Source organism: Sinorhizobium chiapasense, assembly GCF_036488675.1.
GTDB classification, from domain to species: Bacteria; Pseudomonadota; Alphaproteobacteria; order Rhizobiales; family Rhizobiaceae; genus Sinorhizobium; species Sinorhizobium chiapasense.
On the sequence record NZ_CP133148.1, the window covers coordinates 3636701 to 3656882 of the forward strand.

Sequence of the window (20182 nt, forward strand, 5' to 3'; positions counted from 1 at the left end):
GACAGAGCAAATTCAATCGGTTAGATGATAAAATTCTTACGTAAACGTAAGATCTTATGTCACCGTTGCGTCATCAGACGACCGCTCTTGCCGGATGTTGCGCGGCATATTCCTCGCTCTGCATCTCGATCAGGCGCGACACGGTGCGGTCGAACTCGAAACCTTCGGTTCCCTTCTTCTCGGCCAGCAGGTGCTGCGGCGCGGCCGCGGCGGAGGCGAAAAGGCGCGCGCCCTGGTCGTAGAGCGCATCGACGAGGATAATGAACCGCTTGGTCTCGTTGCGCAGGTGGGGCCCCAAATGCGGGACATGATCGAGAAAGATGGTGCTGTATTGCGTCAGGATGGCGAGATAGTCGGCGGCGCCGAGCGGCTGCGCGCAAAGGTCGGCGAAGGTGAAGCGGGCGCTATTGCCCGAAGCCTCCGGCACGCGGATCTTGCGGCCCTTGCGCGCAACTTCCGCCGCGGCGACCGGCGCCCCTGCCGTCACACAGTACCAGGCGCGATCCATGGCCGCTTCCGCGTCCGGTCCGAGCGGCGACAGCCAGACCGGATTTCCGTCGGTTTTCTGGAGGCGATAGTCCGTCTCGGTATCAAGCGAAATGATCTCCGCGTTCGCCTTCAGCAGGTCGATGAAGGGGAGAAAGAGGCCGCGATTGAGGCCATCGCGATAGAGATCGTTCGGCTCGACGTTCGAGGTCGCGACGAGAACGCATCCCTTGGCGAAGAGTTCACCGAAGAGGCGCGCCAGGATCATCGCATCGGCGATGTCGGTGACCGAGAATTCATCGAAGCACAGGAGCCGCGCCTCGCCGAAAAGCTCGGAGGCCACCGGCGGGATCGGGTCGGCCTGCTTCGTCTCGCCATTCTTGAGTTTCTGGCGATGCTTGTAGATGCGCTCGTGCACATCCGCCATGAACTCGTGGAAATGCGCCCGTCGCTTGCGCTGGATCGGCACGGCGTCGAAAAACATGTCCATCAGCATCGTCTTGCCGCGGCCGACACCGCCGTGGATATAGAGACCCCTGACCGGAGCATGGTCCTTCTTGCGCGAGGCAAAGAGCCAGCCGAGCGCATTGGACTTGCGCGACGGCCTGCTGGCAAGCAGCTCGGCCGTCAGGTGATCGAGCCGCCGCGCGATCGCAATTTGCGCCGGGTCGCGCTGGCGTTCTCCGGCGGTAACGAGCGCTTCAAGCTTGTGAAGAATGCTGTCGTCTGGGTTGAGCACGCGGCACCCGAGGTGAGCAAGGAGCGATTTCGGTAGGAGGCGCGGGACGGGCAAGGCTGCTCACACGTCCTCATCCCGCGTCGCATCCGGCGCAGCGCCGGGTGTTGGTGGCCATCAGCGGCTGAGGCTGACCGGCTGTCCGCTGTTGGTCGAACCGTCGAAGCGCGCGTCTGCGGTCTTGTATAGGCGGGCGATCGGATTGCCGCCGCGGTCCTTGAGCACCACCTGCTTGCCGGCGACTTCCCAGGAGCCCATCGTCGTCAGCTCGCCGGCGCAGCCGCGCGTACCGCCGCGCGATCCGCTGCCGAGGTTCGTAAGCGTCAGGAACATGTCGCAGGAGCTGCCGGCACTCGATACGCGCCAATTGCCGACCATCGATTCCTTCGTCACGTCGAGTGCGTTCGGGGCGGCCGCAACTTGCGTGCCGGCCGGCGCACCGCCGGCTGCCGCCGTGCCGGCCGTGGGTGCCGCCGGGAACTGCGAGGTGTTCGTCGTCGGGTCGGGGAGTTGGCTCGACGAAACCGTCGGAACGGGCTGGGCCTGCAGCGGAGCAGGTGAAACATCCCGAGAACCGAAACCACCAAAGGATGTCCGCTGGCATCCGGTCAGCGCAAGCACAACCGCCAGCCCCGCCGCCGCATGAAAAACCCGCATGTCTCTTACCCCCGATATCTTCATCGAACCATGATGCAACGCGATAATAATGGCCGAACTACAGCAAATCCACCTGTCAAATCAAGGGAAGGCATTTCAGCAGTACCTGTTGCACGATTGAAACGCCGGGGCGCATGGGTGCACTCTAGGTTCCCTCGACGCCGAAAATGCCGCAAGGCCGGGCGGCGCAAATACAATCAGTGATTGACGCCGGCATAGGCGCGGTCGCCCCAGAGCGCCTCGACCGTCCGGTTCCTGCCGCAGCCGTTCCTGTAGTACCAGTAGCGGATCGGGTTTCGGGCGCCGAAGTCCTGATGATAGTCCTCGGCCGGCCAGAACTTTGCGGCACCCTCGACCGGCGTGACGATCGGCTTTCCGAGTTCGGCCTCGGCCTTGATCTTTCCCGCCTTCGCGTCCATCGCCTGCCGCTCGTCAAGCGCGTAGATCGCGGTCGAGTAGGCAAAGCCGCGATCGCAGAACTGGCCGCCGCCGTCCGTCGGATCGGTCGTGTGGAACAGCACCGAGACAAGTGTCGAATAGGCAACCCTGTCCGGATCGAACTTGATGCGGACGACCTCGCGATGGCCGCCGCTCACGTAATCTTCATAGGTCGGATTGGCGCTCGTGCCACCGGCATAGCCCGAGATCGTCTCGAGAACGCCCGGCACTCCGTCGAAATCGGTCTCGACGCACCAGAAACAGCCGCCGGCAAACAGCGCAAACTGCGGCTCGGCCGCCCGCGCCGGCAAGGTCAGCAAGCACCCGGCGGCAAGTGCAAACAACAAATGATTCATCGCAATCTCCGATCCCCACCTAAAGCTATGAGGACCGCCGAAAGTTTCAAAATCAAATGCCGACACGGGGCCGTGAAGTTCGTGAAATACGCCAGAGCGGGATGAGGAAAAGTGTGCGCGGTTTTCCGCCCGCATCCCGCTCTAACTTTATTAGTGCCGATCACGCTTATGATTTTGGGTCGATTCGACCCAACCATCGAGATCTGACGGCGGGCCGGAAAGCCCCGCCGTCGAAGCCGTGACCGGCAAAAAGTCGGAACTAGACCCTGCGCTCGACCAGCATCTTCTTGATTTCGCCGATCGCCTTGGCCGGGTTGAGACCCTTCGGACAGGCCTGGGCGCAGTTCATGATCGTGTGGCAGCGGTAGAGCCGGAACGGATCCTCGAGATTGTCGAGCCGCTCGCCGGTCGCCTCGTCGCGGCTATCGATCAGCCAGCGATAGGCCTGCAAGAGAACGGCCGGGCCGAGATAGCGGTCGCCGTTCCACCAGTAGCTCGGACAGGAGGTCGAGCAGCAGGCGCAAAGGATGCACTCGTAGAGGCCGTCGAGCTTCAGGCGGTCCTCGTGGCTCTGCTTCCATTCCTTGGCCGGCGTCGGCGAAACGGTCTTCAGCCAGGGCTCGATCGAGCGGTGCTGGGCATAGAAATTGGTGAGATCCGGCACCAGATCCTTGACCACCGGCATATGCGGCAGCGGGTAGATCTTCACCGTTCCCTTGATCTCGTCCATGCCCTTGGTGCAGGCGAGCGTGTTGGTGCCGTCGATGTTCATCGCGCAGGAGCCGCAGATGCCCTCGCGACAGGAGCGACGCAGCGTCAGCGTCGGGTCGATCTTGTTCTTGATGTAGAGCAGGCCGTCGAGCACCATCGGACCGCAGTCGTCGATGTCGATATAGTAGGTGTCGACGCGCGGGTTCTTGCCGTCGTCCGGATTCCAGCGATAGACGCGGTATTCGCGCAGGTTCGTCGCGCCGACCGGCTTCGGCCAGACCTTGCCTTCGTTGACCTGCGAGTTCTTGGGAAGTGCGAGTTCAACCATGTGCCTTAGTCCTCGAGATCAGTACACGCGCGCCTTCGGGGCGATCTTCATCGGATCGATGCCCTCGGCGATCAGGTCGGTGTGAACCGGGCGGTAGTCGAGCCGGACATCGCCGGCCTCGTTGATCCAGGCAAGCGTATGCTTGCGCCAGTTGACGTCGTCGCGCCCCCCGAACGGGCCTTCGGTGTAATCCTCGCGCGCATGCGACCCACGGCTCTCCTTGCGTGCCTCGGCGCCGTAGATGGTCGTGATGGCATTGGCCATCAGGTTTTCCAGCTCCAGCGTTTCGACAAGGTCGGAGTTCCAGATCATCGAGCGGTCGGTGACCTTGACGTCGGAAAGTTCCTTCCAGATTTCCGAGAGCCGGCGGCAGCCGGATTCGAGCGATTCCTGCGTGCGGAAGACGGCGGCGTCCTCCTGCATGGCGCGCTGCATCTTCTCGCGCAGCACTGCCGTCGGGGTCCTGCCATTGGCGTGACGCAGGCGGTCGAAGCGCTCGACGATGCGGTCGCAGGCAGCGGTGTTGAGCGCCGGCATCGATTCGTTGCGGTCGATGATCTGGCCGGCGCGGATCGCCGCGGCGCGACCGAAGACGACGAGGTCGATCAGCGAGTTGGAACCGAGGCGGTTTGCGCCGTGAACCGAGGCGCAGCCCGCTTCGCCGACTGCCATCAGGCCGGGCGCGATGCGCTCGGGGTTCTGGCCGTCGGCGTTCAGGACCTCGCCCCAATAGTTGGTCGGAATCCCGCCCATGTTGTAGTGGACGGTCGGCAGCACCGGGATCGGCTCGCGGGTGACGTCGACGCCGGCAAAGATCTTCGCGCTCTCGGAAATGCCCGGCAGGCGCTCATGCAGCACGGCCGGATCGAGATGGTCGAGGTGCAGGAAGATGTGGTCCTTGTTCTTGCCGACGCCGCGGCCTTCGCGGATTTCCAGCGTCATGCAGCGCGAGACGACGTCGCGCGAGGCGAGATCCTTGGCGGACGGGGCATAACGCTCCATGAAACGCTCGCCTTCCGAATTGACGAGATAACCGCCTTCGCCGCGCGCGCCTTCGGTGATCAGGCATCCGGAGCCGTAGATGCCGGTCGGATGGAACTGCACGAACTCCATGTCCTGGAGTGGCAGGCCGGCGCGGGCGATCATGCCGCCGCCGTCGCCGGTGCAGGTATGCGCCGACGTCGCCGAGAAATAGGCGCGGCCATAGCCGCCGGTCGCCAGCACCACCATCTTCGCCGAGAAGCGGTGGATCGTGCCGTCGTCGAGGTTCCAGGCGACGACGCCGGTGCAGCGCCCGTCGTCCGACATGATCAGGTCGATGGCGAAATATTCGATGAAGAATTCGGCGTTGTTCCGAAGCGACTGGCCGTAGAGCGTGTGCAGAATTGCGTGGCCGGTGCGGTCGGCAACCGCGCAGGTGCGCTGCACAGGCGGGCCTTCGCCGTAATTCTGCATGTGGCCGCCGAAGGGCCGCTGATAGATCTTGCCTTCCTCGTTGCGCGAAAACGGCACGCCGTAGTGTTCGAGTTCATAGACCGCCTTCGGCGCTTCCATGGTGAGATACTGCATGGCGTCGACGTCGCCAAGCCAGTCGGACCCCTTGACCGTGTCGTAGAGATGCCATTGCCAGCTGTCGGGCGTCATGTTCTGCAGCGACGCCGCGATCCCGCCCTGGGCCGCGACGGTGTGCGAACGCGTCGGGAAAACCTTGGTGATGCAGGCGGTCTTGAGCCCCTGTTCGGCCATGCCGAGGGTCGCGCGGAGCCCCGCGCCGCCAGCGCCGACGACGACGACGTCGAAGGCGTGATCGACATATTGGTAAGCCCTGCCGTTTGCAGCGGGTGAACTGTTCGATGCCATGACGAAATTACCCTGCAAAAGCGATCTTCAGGATGGCGAAAAGACAGAGTCCGCCGATCGCGATCGCGAAAAATGTGTTGAGCATGAGAAGAGCGATCTTGATGCCTTCCGCATGCACGTAATCTTCGATGATCACCTGCATGCCGAGCCTCATATGGGTGAGACCGGAAAGGAGAACGAGACCCATGATCACCGCGACGAACGGATTGGAGAGCGCCGCGACGACCTCCGCATGGGGAGCGCCGGCATAGCGGGCCACGAAGAAGGCGAAGAAGATCAGCAGCGGAACGTTCGCGACCGCCGTCAGGCGCTGGCGCCAGAAATGATCGGTCCCCTCCTTGGCGGAGCCGAGGCCGCGAACCTTGGCGAGAGGTGTGCGCATGTCCATGTCGTGTTCCCTCAGTACCGAACCAGATAGCCGATCACCCAGATCAGCAGCGTCAAGCAAACCGATCCGATGATCGTCGCCTTGGCCATCTTTGTCGCGAAATGCTTCTCGTAGCCGTAGCCGAGATCCCAGATGAAGTGGCGGATGCCGCCGAGCATGTGATGAACGAGAGCCCAGGTGTAGCCGAAGAGGACGAGCTTGCCGATCCAGGTGCCGAACAGCCAGCTGACCCAATCGTAATAGGCCGCACCCGAGGCTGCGGCGATCAGCCACCAGGCCACGAGGATCGTGCCGAAATAGAGGGCGCCGCCGGTAATGCGATGCACAATCGACATCACCATGGTTGGGATAGGTTTGTAGATTTGAAGATGCGGCGAGAGCGGCCGGCTTCTTGTGACATTCGTCATCGGAACCTCACGGTGTGACCGGAATGCCGCGCCCAAAACTAGACCGCTTTAGTCCGGTATCGCACACGATTGTGCGCAATTCAGTCATTCGGACCTTTAATCACCCTAAGGCTTAACGACAAGTATGCTTACGGAGCAAAATGAATAAAATCGATTAGACGAAAAACGGCATTTTTCAGCCCCGCTGAGACATGGAGCGAATTAACGATAAGCCGAGAAAACATAAGCAAATCCGTGACATTTGCCCGCAACTGGCCCAGGATGGAATTAACGATTTGTTAAGGATGGCTCGGAGGGCACGGCAGAATGAATCTGTTGCGAGTGGTCGGTGCGACCAAAGTTCTAGTGCTGGCTTGCGCCCTGGCAATGCCTGTCGGCGCGCCGGCGGCAGCGGCGAACGGCGCGAGCTTTGGCGACGTCCAGACCCGCACGCGCCATGTCAGGCTCAAACACGGCTTCGGCCATCATGGCTTTCGCAAATTGCACCGCGGCCATCGGTTTTTCGCCGGCCATCGCCGGCACCGCTCCGTCATGTCCGGCATCGATGATTTCCCGGCCTTCACTTCGCAGGGCCTGCCCGACGTTCAGACCCGCACCCGGCACGTGCGGCTGAAGCATCACTTTAGGCGCTTCGCGGGGCGTGATTGGCGCCGGGACCATGGTGTAGTCGTGATCGGCGGCGGATACGGCTTCGGGCCATACAACGGCATAGGGTCCTATGGCGGCGACGACTTTCCTTCGGTGACGCCCGGTATCGGAACCTATGCCGGCGGCATTTCCGCCTTCCGGCAGGAGGGCAACGGCATCTATTTCAGCCAGTACGGCGACTACAACTATTTTACAGAGGGTGCGGTCGACCCCGCCCCGCCGCTGAAGCGTGCGAAGATCATCGTCGTATCGCCCCAACCGAACGACCGCGTCTGCTCGTGGGAGCACGGCGTCTGCGTCATCCGGCCATAGGCCTGTACGAGCAACAACGGAAAAGCGTTTGACGGCCTTCCGTCCGGAACTGCGCAGTTTCAAGGAGCGACATCGGCTTCGGCCGGCTCGAAGCGCCAGACGGTCGTGCGCTTCACCTCGCTGTCCTCGAGCGCTCGCGTGACCGGCACTTCATAGGTTGCGAGCGCCGTCATCATCTGCCGCGGGCAATAGGCGCGCCCCGGGTCGCCGACGAGTACCATCGCGCCAGCCCTCGCCAGCCCGGCAAGCCAGGGTCGAAGCAGATCGGCAAAGCCCTTGTCATAGAAGACGTCGCCGGCGAGATAGACATCGGCGAGCTTCGGCTCGCCGATGATGTTCCGATCGCTGAATGCGATTTCGACGCCGTTCAATTCCGCATTCAACCGTACCGCCGTCTCTGCCCAGGGATCGATATCGACGGCAAGGACGGAAGAGGCGCCCGCCTTCATCGCCGCGATCGCGACGAGGCCGGAGCCGGAGGCGAAATCGACGACGCGGCGGCCGCGCACGGTTTCCGAGTGATCGAGAACGTAGCGCGCAAGCCCCTGCCCGCCTGCCCAGGCGAAGGCCCAGAAGGGCGGCGGCAGCCCGATCTCTTCCAACTCCTCTTCCGTCTTCAGCCAGAGGTCATGCGCTTCGCTCGCAAGACGCAGGCGGATTTCCGGCACATGCGGCGGGGTAAGTACACCGGTATTGGCGCGGATGAAGCTTTCGGGATCGGTCTTCAATGCAAGGGCTCTCAGAGCGTGATCCGAAAAGTTGGTGCCGGTTTTCGGATAAATCACGCGAAAAAACTACCTCGGCGGATTGTCGAGCCCGCCCATGCGGCAGACCTCGATCCACTCGTCATCGGTGACCGGCTGCACCGAAAGCCGCATCGAGGTCACGAGCGCCATCTTGGCGAGCTTGGGGTTTTCCTTGACCTCCTTGAGGGAGACCGGACGCGGGATGTCCATGACGGCGCGGATATCGACGCAGTCCCAGCGGGCGTCGCCTCCAGCGGTCGAATCCGGATGCGAGAGCGCGCAGACCTCGGTGATGCCGACGATCTCCAGGCCCTCGTTGGAGTGATAGAAGAAGCCCTTGTCTCCGATCTGCATCGCCCGCATGTTGTTGCGGGCGAGGTAGTTGCGCACACCGGTCCACTCGGTGCCCTTTTCACCGGCGTCCTTCTGCATCTGCCAGGACCATTTGGCCGGTTCGGATTTGTAAAGCCAGAAAGCCATCGCGCTTATGCCTCCGGATTGTTGAAGACCCAGTTGTAGGCCTTGATCTCGACATTCGAGAACAGGCCCGCCTTGGCATAGGGATCGGCCTCGGCGATTGCCTTCGCCTCTTCGAGCGTCTCGGCCCTGACGATCACCAGGCTTCCCGTCGGCTTGCCGTCCCCGCCGAGAAAGGGGCCGGCGATCTTGAGAACGCCCTTGGCGTTGAGCTCGTTGAGATAGGCGAGGTGATCGGGACGCGTATCCAGCCTGAGCTGCAGCCCGCCGGGCTTGTCCGTGCATAGAAGTGCGAAGAGCATGGTTCCTCCTGACGTTATCAACCGGAGCGGGATGCCGGCGGAAGACCGCTTCATCCCGCTGCCGGATCATTCCTGGGTGATTGGCCGCGACATCAGCTGCTCCAGGGCGGTGCGGACGTCGAGCCTTCCGTCGATGATGGCGGCGACCGCCTCTGTAATCGGCATGTCGACGCCCAATTCGTGCGCGACGCGGGCGGCGACCGACGCGGCAAAGGCGCCCTCGACCAGTTCCCCTCCCTGTCCGCTTGCTGGCCCGTCCTTGCCGAGCGCGATGCCGAAGCGCAGGTTGCGCGACTGATGGCTCGTCGCCGTCAGCACGAGGTCGCCGAGCCCGGAGAGCCCGCGCACGGTATCGGGTTCACCGCCTTGGGCAACGACGAAACGCGACATTTCCGCAAGGCCGCGGGAGATCAGCGCTGCGCGAGCCGAATCGCCAAGACCCGCGCCTTCGACGATGCCGCAGGCAATCGCCAGCACGTTTTTAAGCGCCCCGCCAAGCTGTACGCCGACACGGTCCGCCGAGGGGTAAAGCCGGAATGTCCGGCCGGAGAGCGTTTCCGCGAGTTCCGTCGCCGTCTCGCTGTCGCGCGCGGCAATGACCATTGCGGTCGGCAGGCCCTTGGCGATATCGGCGGCAAAGCCGGGACCGGACAGCACACCGATCCTGTGACCCGGCAATTCCTCGTCGAGCACATCGGTCAGCAGCCGGCCGGTCGATTGCTCCATGCCCTTGGCACAGGTGACGATTGTCGCATCGGTGCCGATCCAAGCACCGTAGCTGCGGGCAGCCGCCCGATGCTCCTGCGAGGGCATGGCGAAGAGGACGATATCGGAATCCCTGAGCGTCGCGGTATCGGAGGAAAAGGCAAGCCCCGCCGGAAGCGGAATGCCGGGCAGAAATGCCTCGTTCCGGCGCGTGCGGTAGCATTCCTCGACCGTCTCCTGTCGGCGGGCCAGCAATGTCACCTTGGCATTGCCGGTCGCTGCCGCGACGGCAGCGAGCGCGGTCCCGAAGGCTCCGGCTCCAACGACGACGATCTTCGGTTTTTCGCTCATCTTGTCCATCATGCCTTGGCGCCGCGCTTGCCGGAGCCGATCAATGCCTGCGCCTGGCTGTCAAGCGGCCAACGCGAGCGCGGCGCAACGTCGAGGCCATCCGCCGCCAGTCCCGCCGCCAGCCGCTCGGCGCCGGCCCAGGCGATCATCGCGGCGTTGTCGGTGCAAAGCTGAAGCGGCGGCGCCACGAAGCGGAAGCCGCTCTGGTCGCAAAGATCCTGAAGCGTCGCCCGCAGCTCCTGATTGGCGGCAACGCCGCCGGCGACGACCAGAGCAGGTTCCTCAACAGTGGCGAACTCCACCTTGAACCGCTTCAGTCCCCGTCCGACACGATCCTTGAGCGTGCGCGAGATGGCGCGCTGGAACGACGCGCAGATGTCGGAGATATCCTGTTCCGTCACGGGTTCCAGCGATTGCGCCGCCTGGCGCACCGCCGTCTTCAGGCCGGAGAAGGAAAAGTCGAGCCGCGCGTCGCCGACGAGCGGGCGCGGAAAGTCGAAGCGCTTGGGATCGCCCGTTCGGGCCGCGCGCTCGACCGCGGGGCCGCCCGGATAGGGGAGACCGAGCAGCTTGGCGGTCTTGTCGAAGGCCTCGCCGAGCGCGTCGTCGATCGTCGTGCCCCAGCGTTCGTAGTCGCCGACCCCCTTCACCAGGATCAATTGCGTGTGGCCGCCCGAGACAAGCAGCATCAGATAGGGAAAGGTGAGGCCATCGGTGAGCCGCGCCGTCAGCGCGTGGCCTTCGAGGTGGTTGACGGCATAAAGCGGTTTGCCGGTCGCCCGCGCGATCGCCTTGCCGGTCATCAGCCCGACGATCAGTCCGCCGATCAGGCCGGGACCACTTGTCGCAGCGATCGCGTCGATGTCCTGAAGCTTGACGCCGGCACGCAGCAGCGCCTCCTCGATCAGCGTATCGAGCGCCTCGACATGAGCGCGCGCAGCAATCTCCGGAACGACGCCGCCGTAGGCGCTATGCTCTTCCAGCTGGCTGAGCACGACATCGCCGAGGATCCGGCCGCTGCCGTCCGCATCGCGCAGCACGACGGACGCCGCGGTTTCGTCGCAGCTTGTTTCGATGCCGAGGATACGCAGGGGCGCGGACATATGTGGTCTACTCAAAGATTGCGGTCGCACGGAAAGGTGGGTACACGGAACTTGTGTCAGCGCCGTGCGTCTTTCAGACGCACAAAGGACGCTGTAACGCTTTGAACTGCTGCATGGTTTTATCCTTAAATCGATCCCGATTTAAGGAACCATGCAGTAACAATGGATGACCAAGGATGCAAACGAAACCTTTCCGCATCGGCACGCGCGGCAGTCCGCTGGCGCTCGCCCAGACGCATGAAACGCGCGATCGACTGGTCGCCGCTCATGGTCTGCCGCCGGAAATGTTCGAGATCGTGATCCTGTCCACCAAGGGGGACCGGATCACCGACCGATCGCTTTCGGAAATCGGCGGCAAGGGCCTGTTCACCGAGGAACTCGAGCAACAGCTTTTGTCGGGCGACCTCGATTTCGCCGTGCATTCGTCGAAGGACATGCCGACGAAGCTGCCCGACGGGCTCTTCCTCTCCGCCTTCCTGCCGCGCGAGGACATTCGCGACGCCTTTGTCGGACGGACGGCGCCGAAGCTCCTCAACCTGCCGCACGGCGCCACGGTCGGCTCGTCGTCGCTGCGTCGTCAGGCGCTCATACGGCGCCTCCGGCCCGACATCAACGTAATCACCTATCGCGGCCAGGTCGAAACGCGGCTGCGTAAGCTCGCCGAAGGCCAGGTCGACGGCACGCTGCTCGCCTATGCCGGCTTGAAGCGGCTCGGCATGACCGACGTGCCGACCGAATTGCTCGATCCGGAGGAGTTCCCACCGGCGCCGGCGCAAGGGGCGATCTGTATCGAGAGCCGCGTCGGCGACACGCGCGTTAACACGCTTCTTGCCGCCGTCGACGATCCGCGCACCCATGAGGCCGTCTCCTGCGAGCGCGGTTTTCTCGCGACGCTCGACGGCTCCTGCCGCACGCCGATCGCCGGCCATGCCCAGTCGGACGGCACGCACATCCGCTTTTCCGGCATGATCCTGACACCGGATGGCGCAACCTGCCATCGCATTGCCGTCGAGGGCAAGGCGGCGGAGGCGACCGAGCTCGGACGGAAGGCGGGCGAAGACATCCGCGCCAAGGCGGGGCCGGGATTCTTTTCGAGCTGGACGTGAGCCGATGCGCGTGCTCGTCACTCGGCCGCGCCCGGCCGCTGCCGCGACGGCGCTGAAGCTCGAGGCGATGGGCCACGAGGCGATCATGCTGCCGCTGATGCAGGCAGAACATCTTGTTGCCGCTGTCGAGACCGCGTTGAAACAAGGCCATGGCGCCATCGCACTGACGAGCGCGGAAGCAACCCGAGTGCTGACCGCGCTGGGTGGCGCGCTTGAGCCGCACCTGGAAACACCACTCTTCTGCGTCGGCGAGGCGACCGGCCGTGCCGCCTCGGACCTCGGGTTCACCGACATTCATGTCGGACCGGGGACAGGCGAAGGTCTCGCCGAAACGATCGCGGCCTCGTTCGGCGCGGTGCCTCGCGAACCGCTGCTCTATCTTGCCGGTTCGCCACGCTCCGATGGCCTCGAACGGGCGCTGCGGCAGCGCGGCATCGATCACCGCACCGTCGAATGCTACCGGATGACGCCAGTCGACCATCGTCCGGAGGAACTCTCCGGTCTTCTGCGCGCGGGACGGATCGAAGCCGTACTGCTCTACTCACGTGAAACGACGCGGCAGTTTGCCGCTCTGCTCTCGCAGAGTGGACTTCACGCTGCGGCGGTTTCCCCGCGCTATCTCTGCTTGAGTGCATCGATAGCGGACGCCTTGCCATCTGGCGCAGCGACGGAAGTCGCGGCAATGCCCGACGAGGAGCACCTTCTAAAGCTCCTTTGATCCTGCCCACGACGCCTTATCTGGGCGCCAACCATGTTCGAGGCGTGAACAGCAAAGCCGGCAGCGGTTTTCCGCGCACGCGGCGCCGTTCGATCGGGTCATCTGGCGGCATTTCCGGCAAAAACCGGAGTTGGGGGCTTTCCCTCGGGAGTTCGCCTGACTAGGTTTGTGTTGATAGGCCGACTGGCAATGCAACGGTAAGAGGTCACCATGGTATCGGAAAACCCGCCGCGCCGCTCGAAATCCGAGAAGGAACCGCTGACGATCGACCTCCAGGCGGAAAAGACGGCGACCGACGAAGCCGAATCTGTCGCAAGCCAGGAATCGGTCACCGACGAGCCCGCGGAGATTTCGGCGAACCAGGCAGAAAGCGAAAACGCGGCGGACTCCGCCGACGCGAAGGAACAGACGGAGGAGGAGCGCGCCGATGCCGCCGCGGCCGCCTTCGACGAAGAGCCGCCGCACCTGAGCAACGGGACGATGGGAGGGCCGGCACAGCAGCGACGGGCGACGAGCGCGGGTGCACTCGCGGCCGGTATTCTCGGCGGTCTGGTGACGCTGCTCGGCGCCGGCGTGCTGCAATATGCCGGCTACATTCCGGCGCTCGGTCCCGATCGCGGCAATGCCGCCCTCGACCAGGGCCTCGCGAGCGAAATCGAGGCAATCAAGACCCAGATCGCATCGCAATCGGCGCCGGCCGTGAACGTCGCCCCGCTGGAGAACCGTCTTGCGGCGCTGGAAGAGGCAGCCAAGCAGCCGGGCGCAGATAGTGCGAGCGCGCCGCAGATCACCGCGCTTCAAGCGGAAGTCGCCAATCTGACCAAGGAGGTCGCCGGGCTGAAAGCCAGCCTCGCCGATGCCGAGCAATCGGCAGCCGCCGCCAAGGCCGAGCTGGCAGGACGCATCGACCAGGCGGAACAAAAGCTCAACGAACCGGTCAACGACATAGAGATGGCGAAGGCCGTCGCCGTCACCGCGCTGGAGACAGCGATCGATCGCGGCGGGCCCTTCCTGGCCGAGCTTGACGCGCTGCGCAGCATTGCGCCCGACGACGCGACGGTGAAGGATCTGGCTGAGGACGCCGCAACCGGGGTCGCGACGCGGACCGACCTTCGCGCCGCTTTCCCGCAAACGGCAGACGCGATGCTCGATCAGCTCAACCAGCCCGACCCGAACGAGGGCATTTTCGCTCGCCTCGTCTCAAGCGCCATGTCTGGCATCCGCATCCGGCCGGTCGGCAGCGTCGAAGGCGACACGCCGGAAGCCGTCATCGCGCGGATCGAGGACAAGCTCAACAATGGCGACCTCAAGGGCGCATCGTTGGAGTGGGGCGGCCTTCCCGAACCGGCGAAATCGGCCGGGGCGGATTTCAAGGCGGAACTCGACCAGCGCCTGCGCGTCGAGGCCGCCATCGATGCTGCCGTGGCGCAGACCATGACGCGTACCGGCACCGCCGGCTAGCAGGAGGGAAGAGGAATAGATGATCCGTATATTGTTCTTCATCCTTTTCGTGCTGTGTCTCGGTCTCGGCTTTGCGTGGCTTGCCGATCGACCGGGGGAACTGTCGCTGATCTGGCAGGGACAGCGCATCGAAATGACCCTGATGCGCGCCGCGTCCATTCTTATCTCGCTCTTCGCTGCCGTCCTGATTGCGGTCTGGATGCTCCGCACGATCTGGATGTCGCCCTATACCGTCACGCGCTATTTCCGCGCCCGCAAGCGTGATCGCGGCTACCAGGCGCTCTCGACGGGGCTGATCGCCGCCGGTGCCGGTGATGCCAATCTTGCCCGCAAAATGTCGGCGCGAAGCCGGGGCCTGATCAGCGCCGACCAGGAGCCGCTCATCCACCTGCTCGAGGCCCAGACCGCGCTGATCGAAGGCAAGTACGACGACGCGCGCAAGAAATTCGAGCTGATGGCCGACGATCCCGAAACGCGGGAGCTCGGCCTGCGCGGCCTGTTCCTCGAAGCCAAGCGGCTCGGCGCCAACGAGGCTGCCCGGCAATATGCGGAGCGCGCCGCGGAGAAGGCGCCGCACCTGCCATGGGCAACGCTGGCGACGCTGGATCACCGCAGCCAGGCAGGACAATGGGACGAGGCGATCCGCCTTCTCGACCAGAGCCGCACCGCCAATATCCTCGACCGCAAGCAGGCGGACCGGAAGAAGGCCGTGCTTCTCACTGCCCGCGCGATGGCGAAGCTCGATGCTGACCCGAAAGCGGCGCGCGACGACGGCCTTGCCGCGCTGAAACTCGACGACAGCCTGGTGCCGGCGGCGCTGGTAACGGCCAAGGCCCTGTTCCGCGAAGACAATCTGCGCAAGGGCACGGGGATTCTCGAAAGGATGTGGAAGCAGCAACCGCATCCGGACGTGGCAGGGCTCTACGTCAGAGCGCGCGGAGGCGATTCCGCCCTCGACCGTTTGAAGCGTGCGAAGAAGCTCGAATCGATCCGCAGCAACAATGCGGTCGCGCTGTCAGCAGTCGCGGAGGCCGCGCTCGAAGCACGCGAACTGCCGCTTGCCCGTACCAAGGCGGAGGCTGCCGCGCGACTCGAGCCGACGGAAAGCATCTTCCTGCTGCTCGCCGATATCGAGGAGGCGGACACCGGCGACGAGGGCCGTATCCGCCATTGGATGGCGCAGGCGCTGCGCAGTCCGCGCGATCCGGCCTGGACCGCCGATGGCGTCACCTCGCCGTCGTGGCTGCCGGTATCGCCGGTCAGCGGCAGGCTCGACGCCTTCGAATGGAAGGCGCCCGCCTTGCAGCTCTCCGACAAGCTCGAAGATGCTCACCCGAGCGCCGACGAAGCGATCCGCAGCCTTCCGCCAGTCGCGACCGCCCAGCACGTGGCAGCGCGCGCGACGCCCGAACCGGCACCGGCGGCTGCAACTGCTGCAGTTGTTCTGGAAGCCGAGCGTGAGACAATGATCAAGGTTCCGGAGAGGAAGGAAGCTGCCCCCTCTCCTGCAAAGAAGAAGGAAGAGACCGCCGAGGAAGAACCGGCTCCCTTCTTTGGCCGGCCGCCGGACGATCCCGGCGTTCGCGAGGCGACGGCCGGCGAAAAGGCGTCGGACAAGGCAGGCTTCCGACTTTTTTGAACTTCGAAGGCTGTGGACAAAGACATGTTAGAGCGGTTCCGAGCGTTTCTCGAAAGTTTGGCGGGCTCCACGGAGCCGATCGAAACAGGCGACCCGCGCATCGCCGTGATCGCGCTTTGCCTCCAGGTCATGGAGGCCGACGGCGCCGTGCTGGCTGTCGAGCGTCGCAAGATGCGCGAGATCATCGAGGAACAATATAAACTCGACGATCAGGGTCTCGATGCGCTCATCCAGGCGGGTGAGACCGCCGAAAGCGAGGCGATCGACTTCTTCAAGTTCACCTCCGAAATCAAACGCCATCTATCCGGAGAGCAGCGGATCGAGCTTGTCGGCATGCTGTGGGAGATCGTCTATGCCGATGGCATCCGAAACGAAATGGAAGATCACGTGATCTGGCGGATCGCCGACCTCCTCGGCGTATCCGGACGCGATCGCATCTTGAAGCGGCAGGAGGTTGCCGCCAGGATCGACGCGAAGGAGGAGAACGACACGCAGCAGGAAGACTGAAATGCCTGCAGGGGCCGACGACGTCAAAAGACCAATTCTCATAATCCTGCATCAGGAGCGATCGAGCGCCGGCCGCGTGGGGCAGATTCTCCAGCAGAAGGGCTTTTCGCTCGACATCCGCCGCCCCGCCCTCGGTGACGAGCTGCCGCCGACGCTGGAGGCCCACTCCGGAACCATTGTCTTCGGCGGCCCGATGAGCGCCAACGACGAGGAAGAGTTCGTCCGCCGCGAGATCGACTGGCTGTCGGTCCCGCTCCTCGAGAACAAGCCTTATCTCGGCATCTGCCTTGGCGCGCAGATGCTGGCCCGCAACCTCGGCGGCAAGGTCGCGCCGCATCACGAGGGCATGACGGAAATCGGCTGGTATCCGCTAAAGGCAACCGCGGCCGGTAAGGCGCTGATGGACTGGCCGGCCATGGTCTATCACTTTCACCGGGAAGGGTTCGACCTGCCTGCCGGCGCCGAGTTGCTGGCGACCGGCGAGACCTATCCGAACCAGGCGTTCCGCTACGGCGAGAACGCCTGGGGAATTCAGTTTCACGGCGAACTGACGCGCGCGATGATGCACCGCTGGGTCGTCCACGGCGCGCACCGCTTCGAGCTGCCTGGTGCCCAGATCGGCAAGGCGCATCTCGAGGGGCGAATGATTCACGATCACCCTTTGCGGACCTGGATGGAAAATTTCCTCGAACTGATTTTTTTGCGCGGCGGAGAGGCAGCCGGCGCGCCCAAAGGGCAAGACCGAGGGTAACGAAATCGGCCCTGCGGCTCTTCCTGCGATATGCGTGCGATCAGACCGCTCGATGCTTTTCCGGAACGTCTAGCGTATCGATCTTGCGCAATTGCGGGAACCCGACCGCCCAAAGCAGCGACACGAGAAGCGTGCCGATGCCGCCGAAGGCAACTGCGAAGACGGCACCGAAACCCGAGGCCATCATGCCTGCGCGGAATTCGCCAAGCTCGTTCGACGCGCCGACGAACACCATGTTGACCGCGTTCACGCGGCCGCGCAGTTCGTCCGGAGTCCAGAGCGCGATCAGGATTTCACGGACATAGACCGAGATCATGTCCGCCGCGCCCAGGACGACAAGTGCTGCGATCGAGATCCAGGGTGTCGCCGACAGGCCGAAGACGACCGTCGCGAGACCGAAAAGCGCAACACCGATAAACATATGGAACCCCGCCCGGTTGCGGATCGGGTGGGCGGCAAGCCAGACAGCCATGCCGACGGCGCCGACGCCTGGCGCAGCGCGCAGAAGGCCGAGCCCCCACGGGCCGAGCGCCAGGATATCTCGGGCAAAGACCGGCATGAGCGCCACCGCGCCGCCGAGCAGTACCGCAAAGAGATCGAGCGAGATCGCCCCCAGCACCACCTTCTCCGCCCTGATATAGCGGAAGCCCGCCGTGATCGTCTGCCAGCTCTGTCCCGCGGCGGGCGTACGCATCGTGGGCTTGGGCACGGCAAAGACCATCAGCGCAGCCGCTGCAAAGAAGCAGAGACTGACTGCATACGGCACAACCGGACCGAAACCATAGATCAGGCCGCCAGCGACCGGCCCGACGATCGTCGCCGTCTGCCAGGAGGTCGAATTCCAGGCAATCGCATTGGGCAGGTGCTCGGTTGGCACCAGATTAGGTGCGAGTGACTGCGCGGCCGGCGCCAGAAACGCGCGCTCGATCCCGAAAACGACGAGGATCGCATAGACCGGCCAGGGCGAGAACAGCCCCATCACCGTCAACAGGAGCAGCGCTGCCGCGCAGAGCGTGCTCACCGTCATGCAGATGCCCATGATGACGCGGCGATTGTAGCGGTCGGCGACCGTCCCCGTCACCAGAATCAGGACCAGCGATGGCAGGAACTGGAAAAGGCCGATGAGGCCGAGATCGAACGGATCGCGCGTCAGGTCGTAGATCTGCCAGCCGACCGCGACGGACAAGATCTGGATGGCGAAATAGGCGAGGAAACGGGAAAAGAAATACCGTCGATAGCCGACATGCCTGAAGGCGGCGAAACGATGCGCGGCGTGATCGACGGACATGTGGGGGAGGCTCCTAATGCATGATCCCTTAAATCGGAATCGATTTAAGGACAAAATCATACAGAAACTTAAAGCTCTACAGCGGCCTCTGGTTAGACGCGCGGCGCTGTACGGGCGGCAAAGGATTGGCGCGATGCCATTAAACATGATCGCGCACGACGAAGCGTCGTACTTGCCCGTTTAGTTTCCAATGTCTACATGTCTGTCAACAACGAATTGGAGACTGGCATGATTGCTGTCATCGCAACCTTGAACTTCATTATCAACATAGCCTGGTTCCTGATCATAGCGTCGGCCATCTTCTCCTGGCTCTACGCCTTCAACGTGATCAACGTGAACAACCATGCGATCAACATGATCGGCCGTTCGCTCTATCAGCTGACCGAGCCGCTCTATCGGCCCATCCGCCGCTTCCTGCCGGACATGGGCGGCGTCGATCTCTCGCCGCTGGTCGTTCTGGTGATCCTCTATTTCATCTGGTACTTCCTCAACACGACGGTCGCTTCGGCGGTGATCGGCATATAAGTGCACGCCGCGCTGACGAGCCTTGACGACCATGTCCGCCTGACCGTTCGGCTGACGCCGAGCGGCGGCCGCGATGCGATCGACTGCTTCGAAAGTGCTGCCGACGGCGAGGAATATCTCAAGGTTCGCGTCCGTGCCGTGCCGGAAAAGGGCAAAGCGAACCAGGCGCTGATCGCGCTGCTGGCAAAACAGTTCGGCATCGCAAAGAACAGGATCGCGCTCCTTTCCGGCGACACGCAGCGCAAAAAAATCCTCCGGATCGACGCCGATCCGGAGGAGATCATCAAGCGGCTCGCCGAAATCGTCGGCGAAAGCAATTCCAGGAAAAGTGTGTAACGGTTTTTCCGTCCGGAATTGCGTCGTTTCAAAGAGTGAGATTAGACTATTTCTTTGCCTTGGCGCGCTCGACCGCTTCCTTGATCAGCTGCTTGGCGACGCTGGCGTCCTTCCAGCCGAAGATCTTCACCCACTTGCCGGGCTCCAGATCCTTGTAGTGCTCGAAGAAGTGCTCGATCTGCTTGAGCGTGATTTCCGGCAGGTCGGTGTAGTCGTGGACCTTGTCGTAGCGCTTGGTGAGATGGCTCGACGGCACGGCGATGATCTTCTCGTCCTGGCCGGAATTGTCTTCCATCATCATCACGCCGATCGGGCGGACATTGATGACGCAGCCCGGCACCAGCGGACGGGTGTTGCAGATCAACACGTCGATCGGATCGCCGTCGTCGGACAGCGTGTGCGGGACAAAACCGTAATTGCCCGGATAGGTCATCGGCGTATAGAGGAAGCGGTCAACGACCAGCGTGCCGGCTTCCTTGTCCATTTCGTACTTGATCGGATGCCCGCCGACCGGAACCTCCACGATCACATTGACATCTTCCGGTGGATTTTTTCCGATGGAAATCGCGTCGATCCGCATGAGTGCCTCCAAGGGTCGGTTGAAATTCGCCCCGTCGGATAAAGGGAAACATGCCGCAATGCAACATAACTTTCGTCCGGATGAGCTGAATGGCTCTACAGCGCCGTGCGTCTTCAGACGCACAAAGGTCGCTGTAGCACTTTGAATTACTGCATGTTTTTATCCTTAAATCGGAACCGATTTAAGGATAAATGCAGTAGGCGGACGGCACGGCCAAAAATACGCAGGCGGATGTCTTTTTGGTGAATGGCGACCGAGCC

General features: G+C 63.2%; 23 protein-coding genes. 9 read left to right on the top strand and 14 right to left on the bottom strand.

Annotation, left to right across the window (positions count from 1 at the left end):
• Nucleotides 1–73: 73 nt before the first annotated feature.
• The 7 genes from zapE to sdhC form a co-directional block, all read right to left on the bottom strand.
• Nucleotides 74–1225: a cell division protein ZapE gene (zapE, locus tag RB548_RS17375; protein ID WP_331372476.1), complete on the bottom strand. Its 1152-nt coding sequence runs from the start codon at nucleotides 1223–1225 to the stop codon at nucleotides 74–76.
• Between the two features lie 114 nt (nucleotides 1226–1339).
• Complete coding sequence (locus tag RB548_RS17380) at nucleotides 1340–1879, bottom strand: protease inhibitor Inh/omp19 family protein (protein ID WP_331372477.1); 540 nt, start codon at nucleotides 1877–1879, stop codon at nucleotides 1340–1342.
• Nucleotides 1880–2076: 197 nt separating this feature from the next.
• Nucleotides 2077–2673, bottom strand: coding sequence for a peptide-methionine (S)-S-oxide reductase MsrA (gene msrA, locus RB548_RS17385; protein WP_331372478.1), 597 nt, complete (start codon nucleotides 2671–2673; stop codon nucleotides 2077–2079).
• A 259-nt stretch (nucleotides 2674–2932) separates the two neighbouring features.
• A complete protein-coding gene (locus tag RB548_RS17390; RefSeq protein WP_283962062.1) occupies nucleotides 2933–3712 on the bottom strand; it encodes a succinate dehydrogenase iron-sulfur subunit in 780 nt (259 codons plus the stop codon).
• Between the two features lie 18 nt (nucleotides 3713–3730).
• Nucleotides 3731–5572 (bottom strand): succinate dehydrogenase flavoprotein subunit, encoded by a 1842-nt coding sequence (gene sdhA, locus RB548_RS17395; protein WP_331372479.1) that lies wholly within the window; start codon nucleotides 5570–5572, stop codon nucleotides 3731–3733.
• 7 nt (nucleotides 5573–5579) lie between these two features.
• On the bottom strand, nucleotides 5580–5960 hold the full coding sequence (gene sdhD, locus RB548_RS17400) for a succinate dehydrogenase, hydrophobic membrane anchor protein (RefSeq protein WP_331372480.1): 381 nt from the start codon (nucleotides 5958–5960) through the stop codon (nucleotides 5580–5582).
• Nucleotides 5961–5971: 11 nt separating this feature from the next.
• On the bottom strand, nucleotides 5972–6367 hold the full coding sequence (gene sdhC / locus RB548_RS17405; protein ID WP_331372481.1) for a succinate dehydrogenase, cytochrome b556 subunit: 396 nt from the start codon (nucleotides 6365–6367) through the stop codon (nucleotides 5972–5974).
• 306 nt (nucleotides 6368–6673) lie between these two features.
• On the opposite strand from sdhC, the gene RB548_RS17410 reads away from it, so the two are divergent.
• Nucleotides 6674–7327 (top strand): hypothetical protein, encoded by a 654-nt coding sequence (locus RB548_RS17410; protein WP_331372482.1) that lies wholly within the window; start codon nucleotides 6674–6676, stop codon nucleotides 7325–7327.
• A 59-nt stretch (nucleotides 7328–7386) separates the two neighbouring features.
• Here the strand turns inward: RB548_RS17410 and RB548_RS17415 are convergent, their stop codons facing one another.
• From RB548_RS17415 to tsaD, 5 genes are all read right to left on the bottom strand, one after another.
• On the bottom strand, nucleotides 7387–8055 hold the full coding sequence (locus RB548_RS17415) for a class I SAM-dependent methyltransferase (RefSeq protein ID WP_331375002.1): 669 nt from the start codon (nucleotides 8053–8055) through the stop codon (nucleotides 7387–7389).
• Nucleotides 8056–8121: 66 nt separating this feature from the next.
• Nucleotides 8122–8553 carry an EVE domain-containing protein gene (locus RB548_RS17420; protein ID WP_331372483.1) on the bottom strand — a complete coding sequence of 144 codons (432 nt, stop codon included), beginning with the start codon at nucleotides 8551–8553 and terminating at the stop codon, nucleotides 8122–8124.
• Nucleotides 8554–8558: 5 nt separating this feature from the next.
• Nucleotides 8559–8852 (bottom strand): YciI-like protein, encoded by a 294-nt coding sequence (locus RB548_RS17425; RefSeq protein WP_331372484.1) that lies wholly within the window; start codon nucleotides 8850–8852, stop codon nucleotides 8559–8561.
• Between the two features lie 66 nt (nucleotides 8853–8918).
• Nucleotides 8919–9908, bottom strand: coding sequence for an NAD(P)H-dependent glycerol-3-phosphate dehydrogenase (locus RB548_RS17430; protein WP_331372485.1), 990 nt, complete (start codon nucleotides 9906–9908; stop codon nucleotides 8919–8921).
• Between the two features lie 8 nt (nucleotides 9909–9916).
• The gene (tsaD, locus tag RB548_RS17435; RefSeq protein WP_331372486.1) at nucleotides 9917–11011 is read right to left on the bottom strand and encodes a tRNA (adenosine(37)-N6)-threonylcarbamoyltransferase complex transferase subunit TsaD; all 1095 of its coding nucleotides are present in this window, start codon (nucleotides 11009–11011) and stop codon (nucleotides 9917–9919) included.
• A 176-nt stretch (nucleotides 11012–11187) separates the two neighbouring features.
• On the opposite strand from tsaD, the gene hemC reads away from it, so the two are divergent.
• The 6 genes from hemC to RB548_RS17465 all read left to right on the top strand — a co-directional run bounded on the left by hemC (nucleotide 11188) and on the right by RB548_RS17465 (nucleotide 17193).
• Entirely contained in the window at nucleotides 11188–12117 is a 930-nt protein-coding gene (gene hemC / locus RB548_RS17440) for a hydroxymethylbilane synthase (RefSeq protein ID WP_331372487.1), read from the top strand.
• A gap of 4 nt (nucleotides 12118–12121) precedes the next feature.
• A complete protein-coding gene (locus tag RB548_RS17445) occupies nucleotides 12122–12835 on the top strand; it encodes a uroporphyrinogen-III synthase (RefSeq protein WP_331372488.1) in 714 nt (237 codons plus the stop codon).
• 210 nt (nucleotides 12836–13045) lie between these two features.
• A complete protein-coding gene (locus RB548_RS17450; RefSeq protein ID WP_331372489.1) occupies nucleotides 13046–14296 on the top strand; it encodes a COG4223 family protein in 1251 nt (416 codons plus the stop codon).
• Nucleotides 14297–14315: 19 nt separating this feature from the next.
• Nucleotides 14316–15935 carry a heme biosynthesis protein HemY gene (locus tag RB548_RS17455; RefSeq protein ID WP_331372490.1) on the top strand — a complete coding sequence of 540 codons (1620 nt, stop codon included), beginning with the start codon at nucleotides 14316–14318 and terminating at the stop codon, nucleotides 15933–15935.
• Between the two features lie 24 nt (nucleotides 15936–15959).
• Nucleotides 15960–16442, top strand: coding sequence for a tellurite resistance TerB family protein (locus RB548_RS17460; protein ID WP_331372491.1), 483 nt, complete (start codon nucleotides 15960–15962; stop codon nucleotides 16440–16442).
• Nucleotide 16443: 1 nt separating this feature from the next.
• A complete protein-coding gene (locus tag RB548_RS17465; RefSeq protein ID WP_331372492.1) occupies nucleotides 16444–17193 on the top strand; it encodes a glutamine amidotransferase in 750 nt (249 codons plus the stop codon).
• A gap of 40 nt (nucleotides 17194–17233) precedes the next feature.
• Here the strand turns inward: RB548_RS17465 and RB548_RS17470 are convergent, their stop codons facing one another.
• Entirely contained in the window at nucleotides 17234–18481 is a 1248-nt protein-coding gene (locus tag RB548_RS17470; RefSeq protein WP_331372493.1) for an MFS transporter, read from the bottom strand.
• Between the two features lie 228 nt (nucleotides 18482–18709).
• On the opposite strand from RB548_RS17470, the gene RB548_RS17475 reads away from it, so the two are divergent.
• Together RB548_RS17475 and RB548_RS17480 are read left to right on the top strand one after the other, a co-directional pair.
• The gene (locus tag RB548_RS17475; RefSeq protein ID WP_136505441.1) at nucleotides 18710–19006 is read left to right on the top strand and encodes a YggT family protein; all 297 of its coding nucleotides are present in this window, start codon (nucleotides 18710–18712) and stop codon (nucleotides 19004–19006) included.
• The gene (locus RB548_RS17480) at nucleotides 19007–19342 is read left to right on the top strand and encodes a DUF167 domain-containing protein (protein WP_331372494.1); all 336 of its coding nucleotides are present in this window, start codon (nucleotides 19007–19009) and stop codon (nucleotides 19340–19342) included.
• Nucleotides 19343–19388: 46 nt separating this feature from the next.
• Here the strand turns inward: RB548_RS17480 and ppa are convergent, their stop codons facing one another.
• Complete coding sequence (gene ppa / locus RB548_RS17485) at nucleotides 19389–19922, bottom strand: inorganic diphosphatase (protein ID WP_331372495.1); 534 nt, start codon at nucleotides 19920–19922, stop codon at nucleotides 19389–19391.
• Nucleotides 19923–20182: the final 260 nt, after the last annotated feature.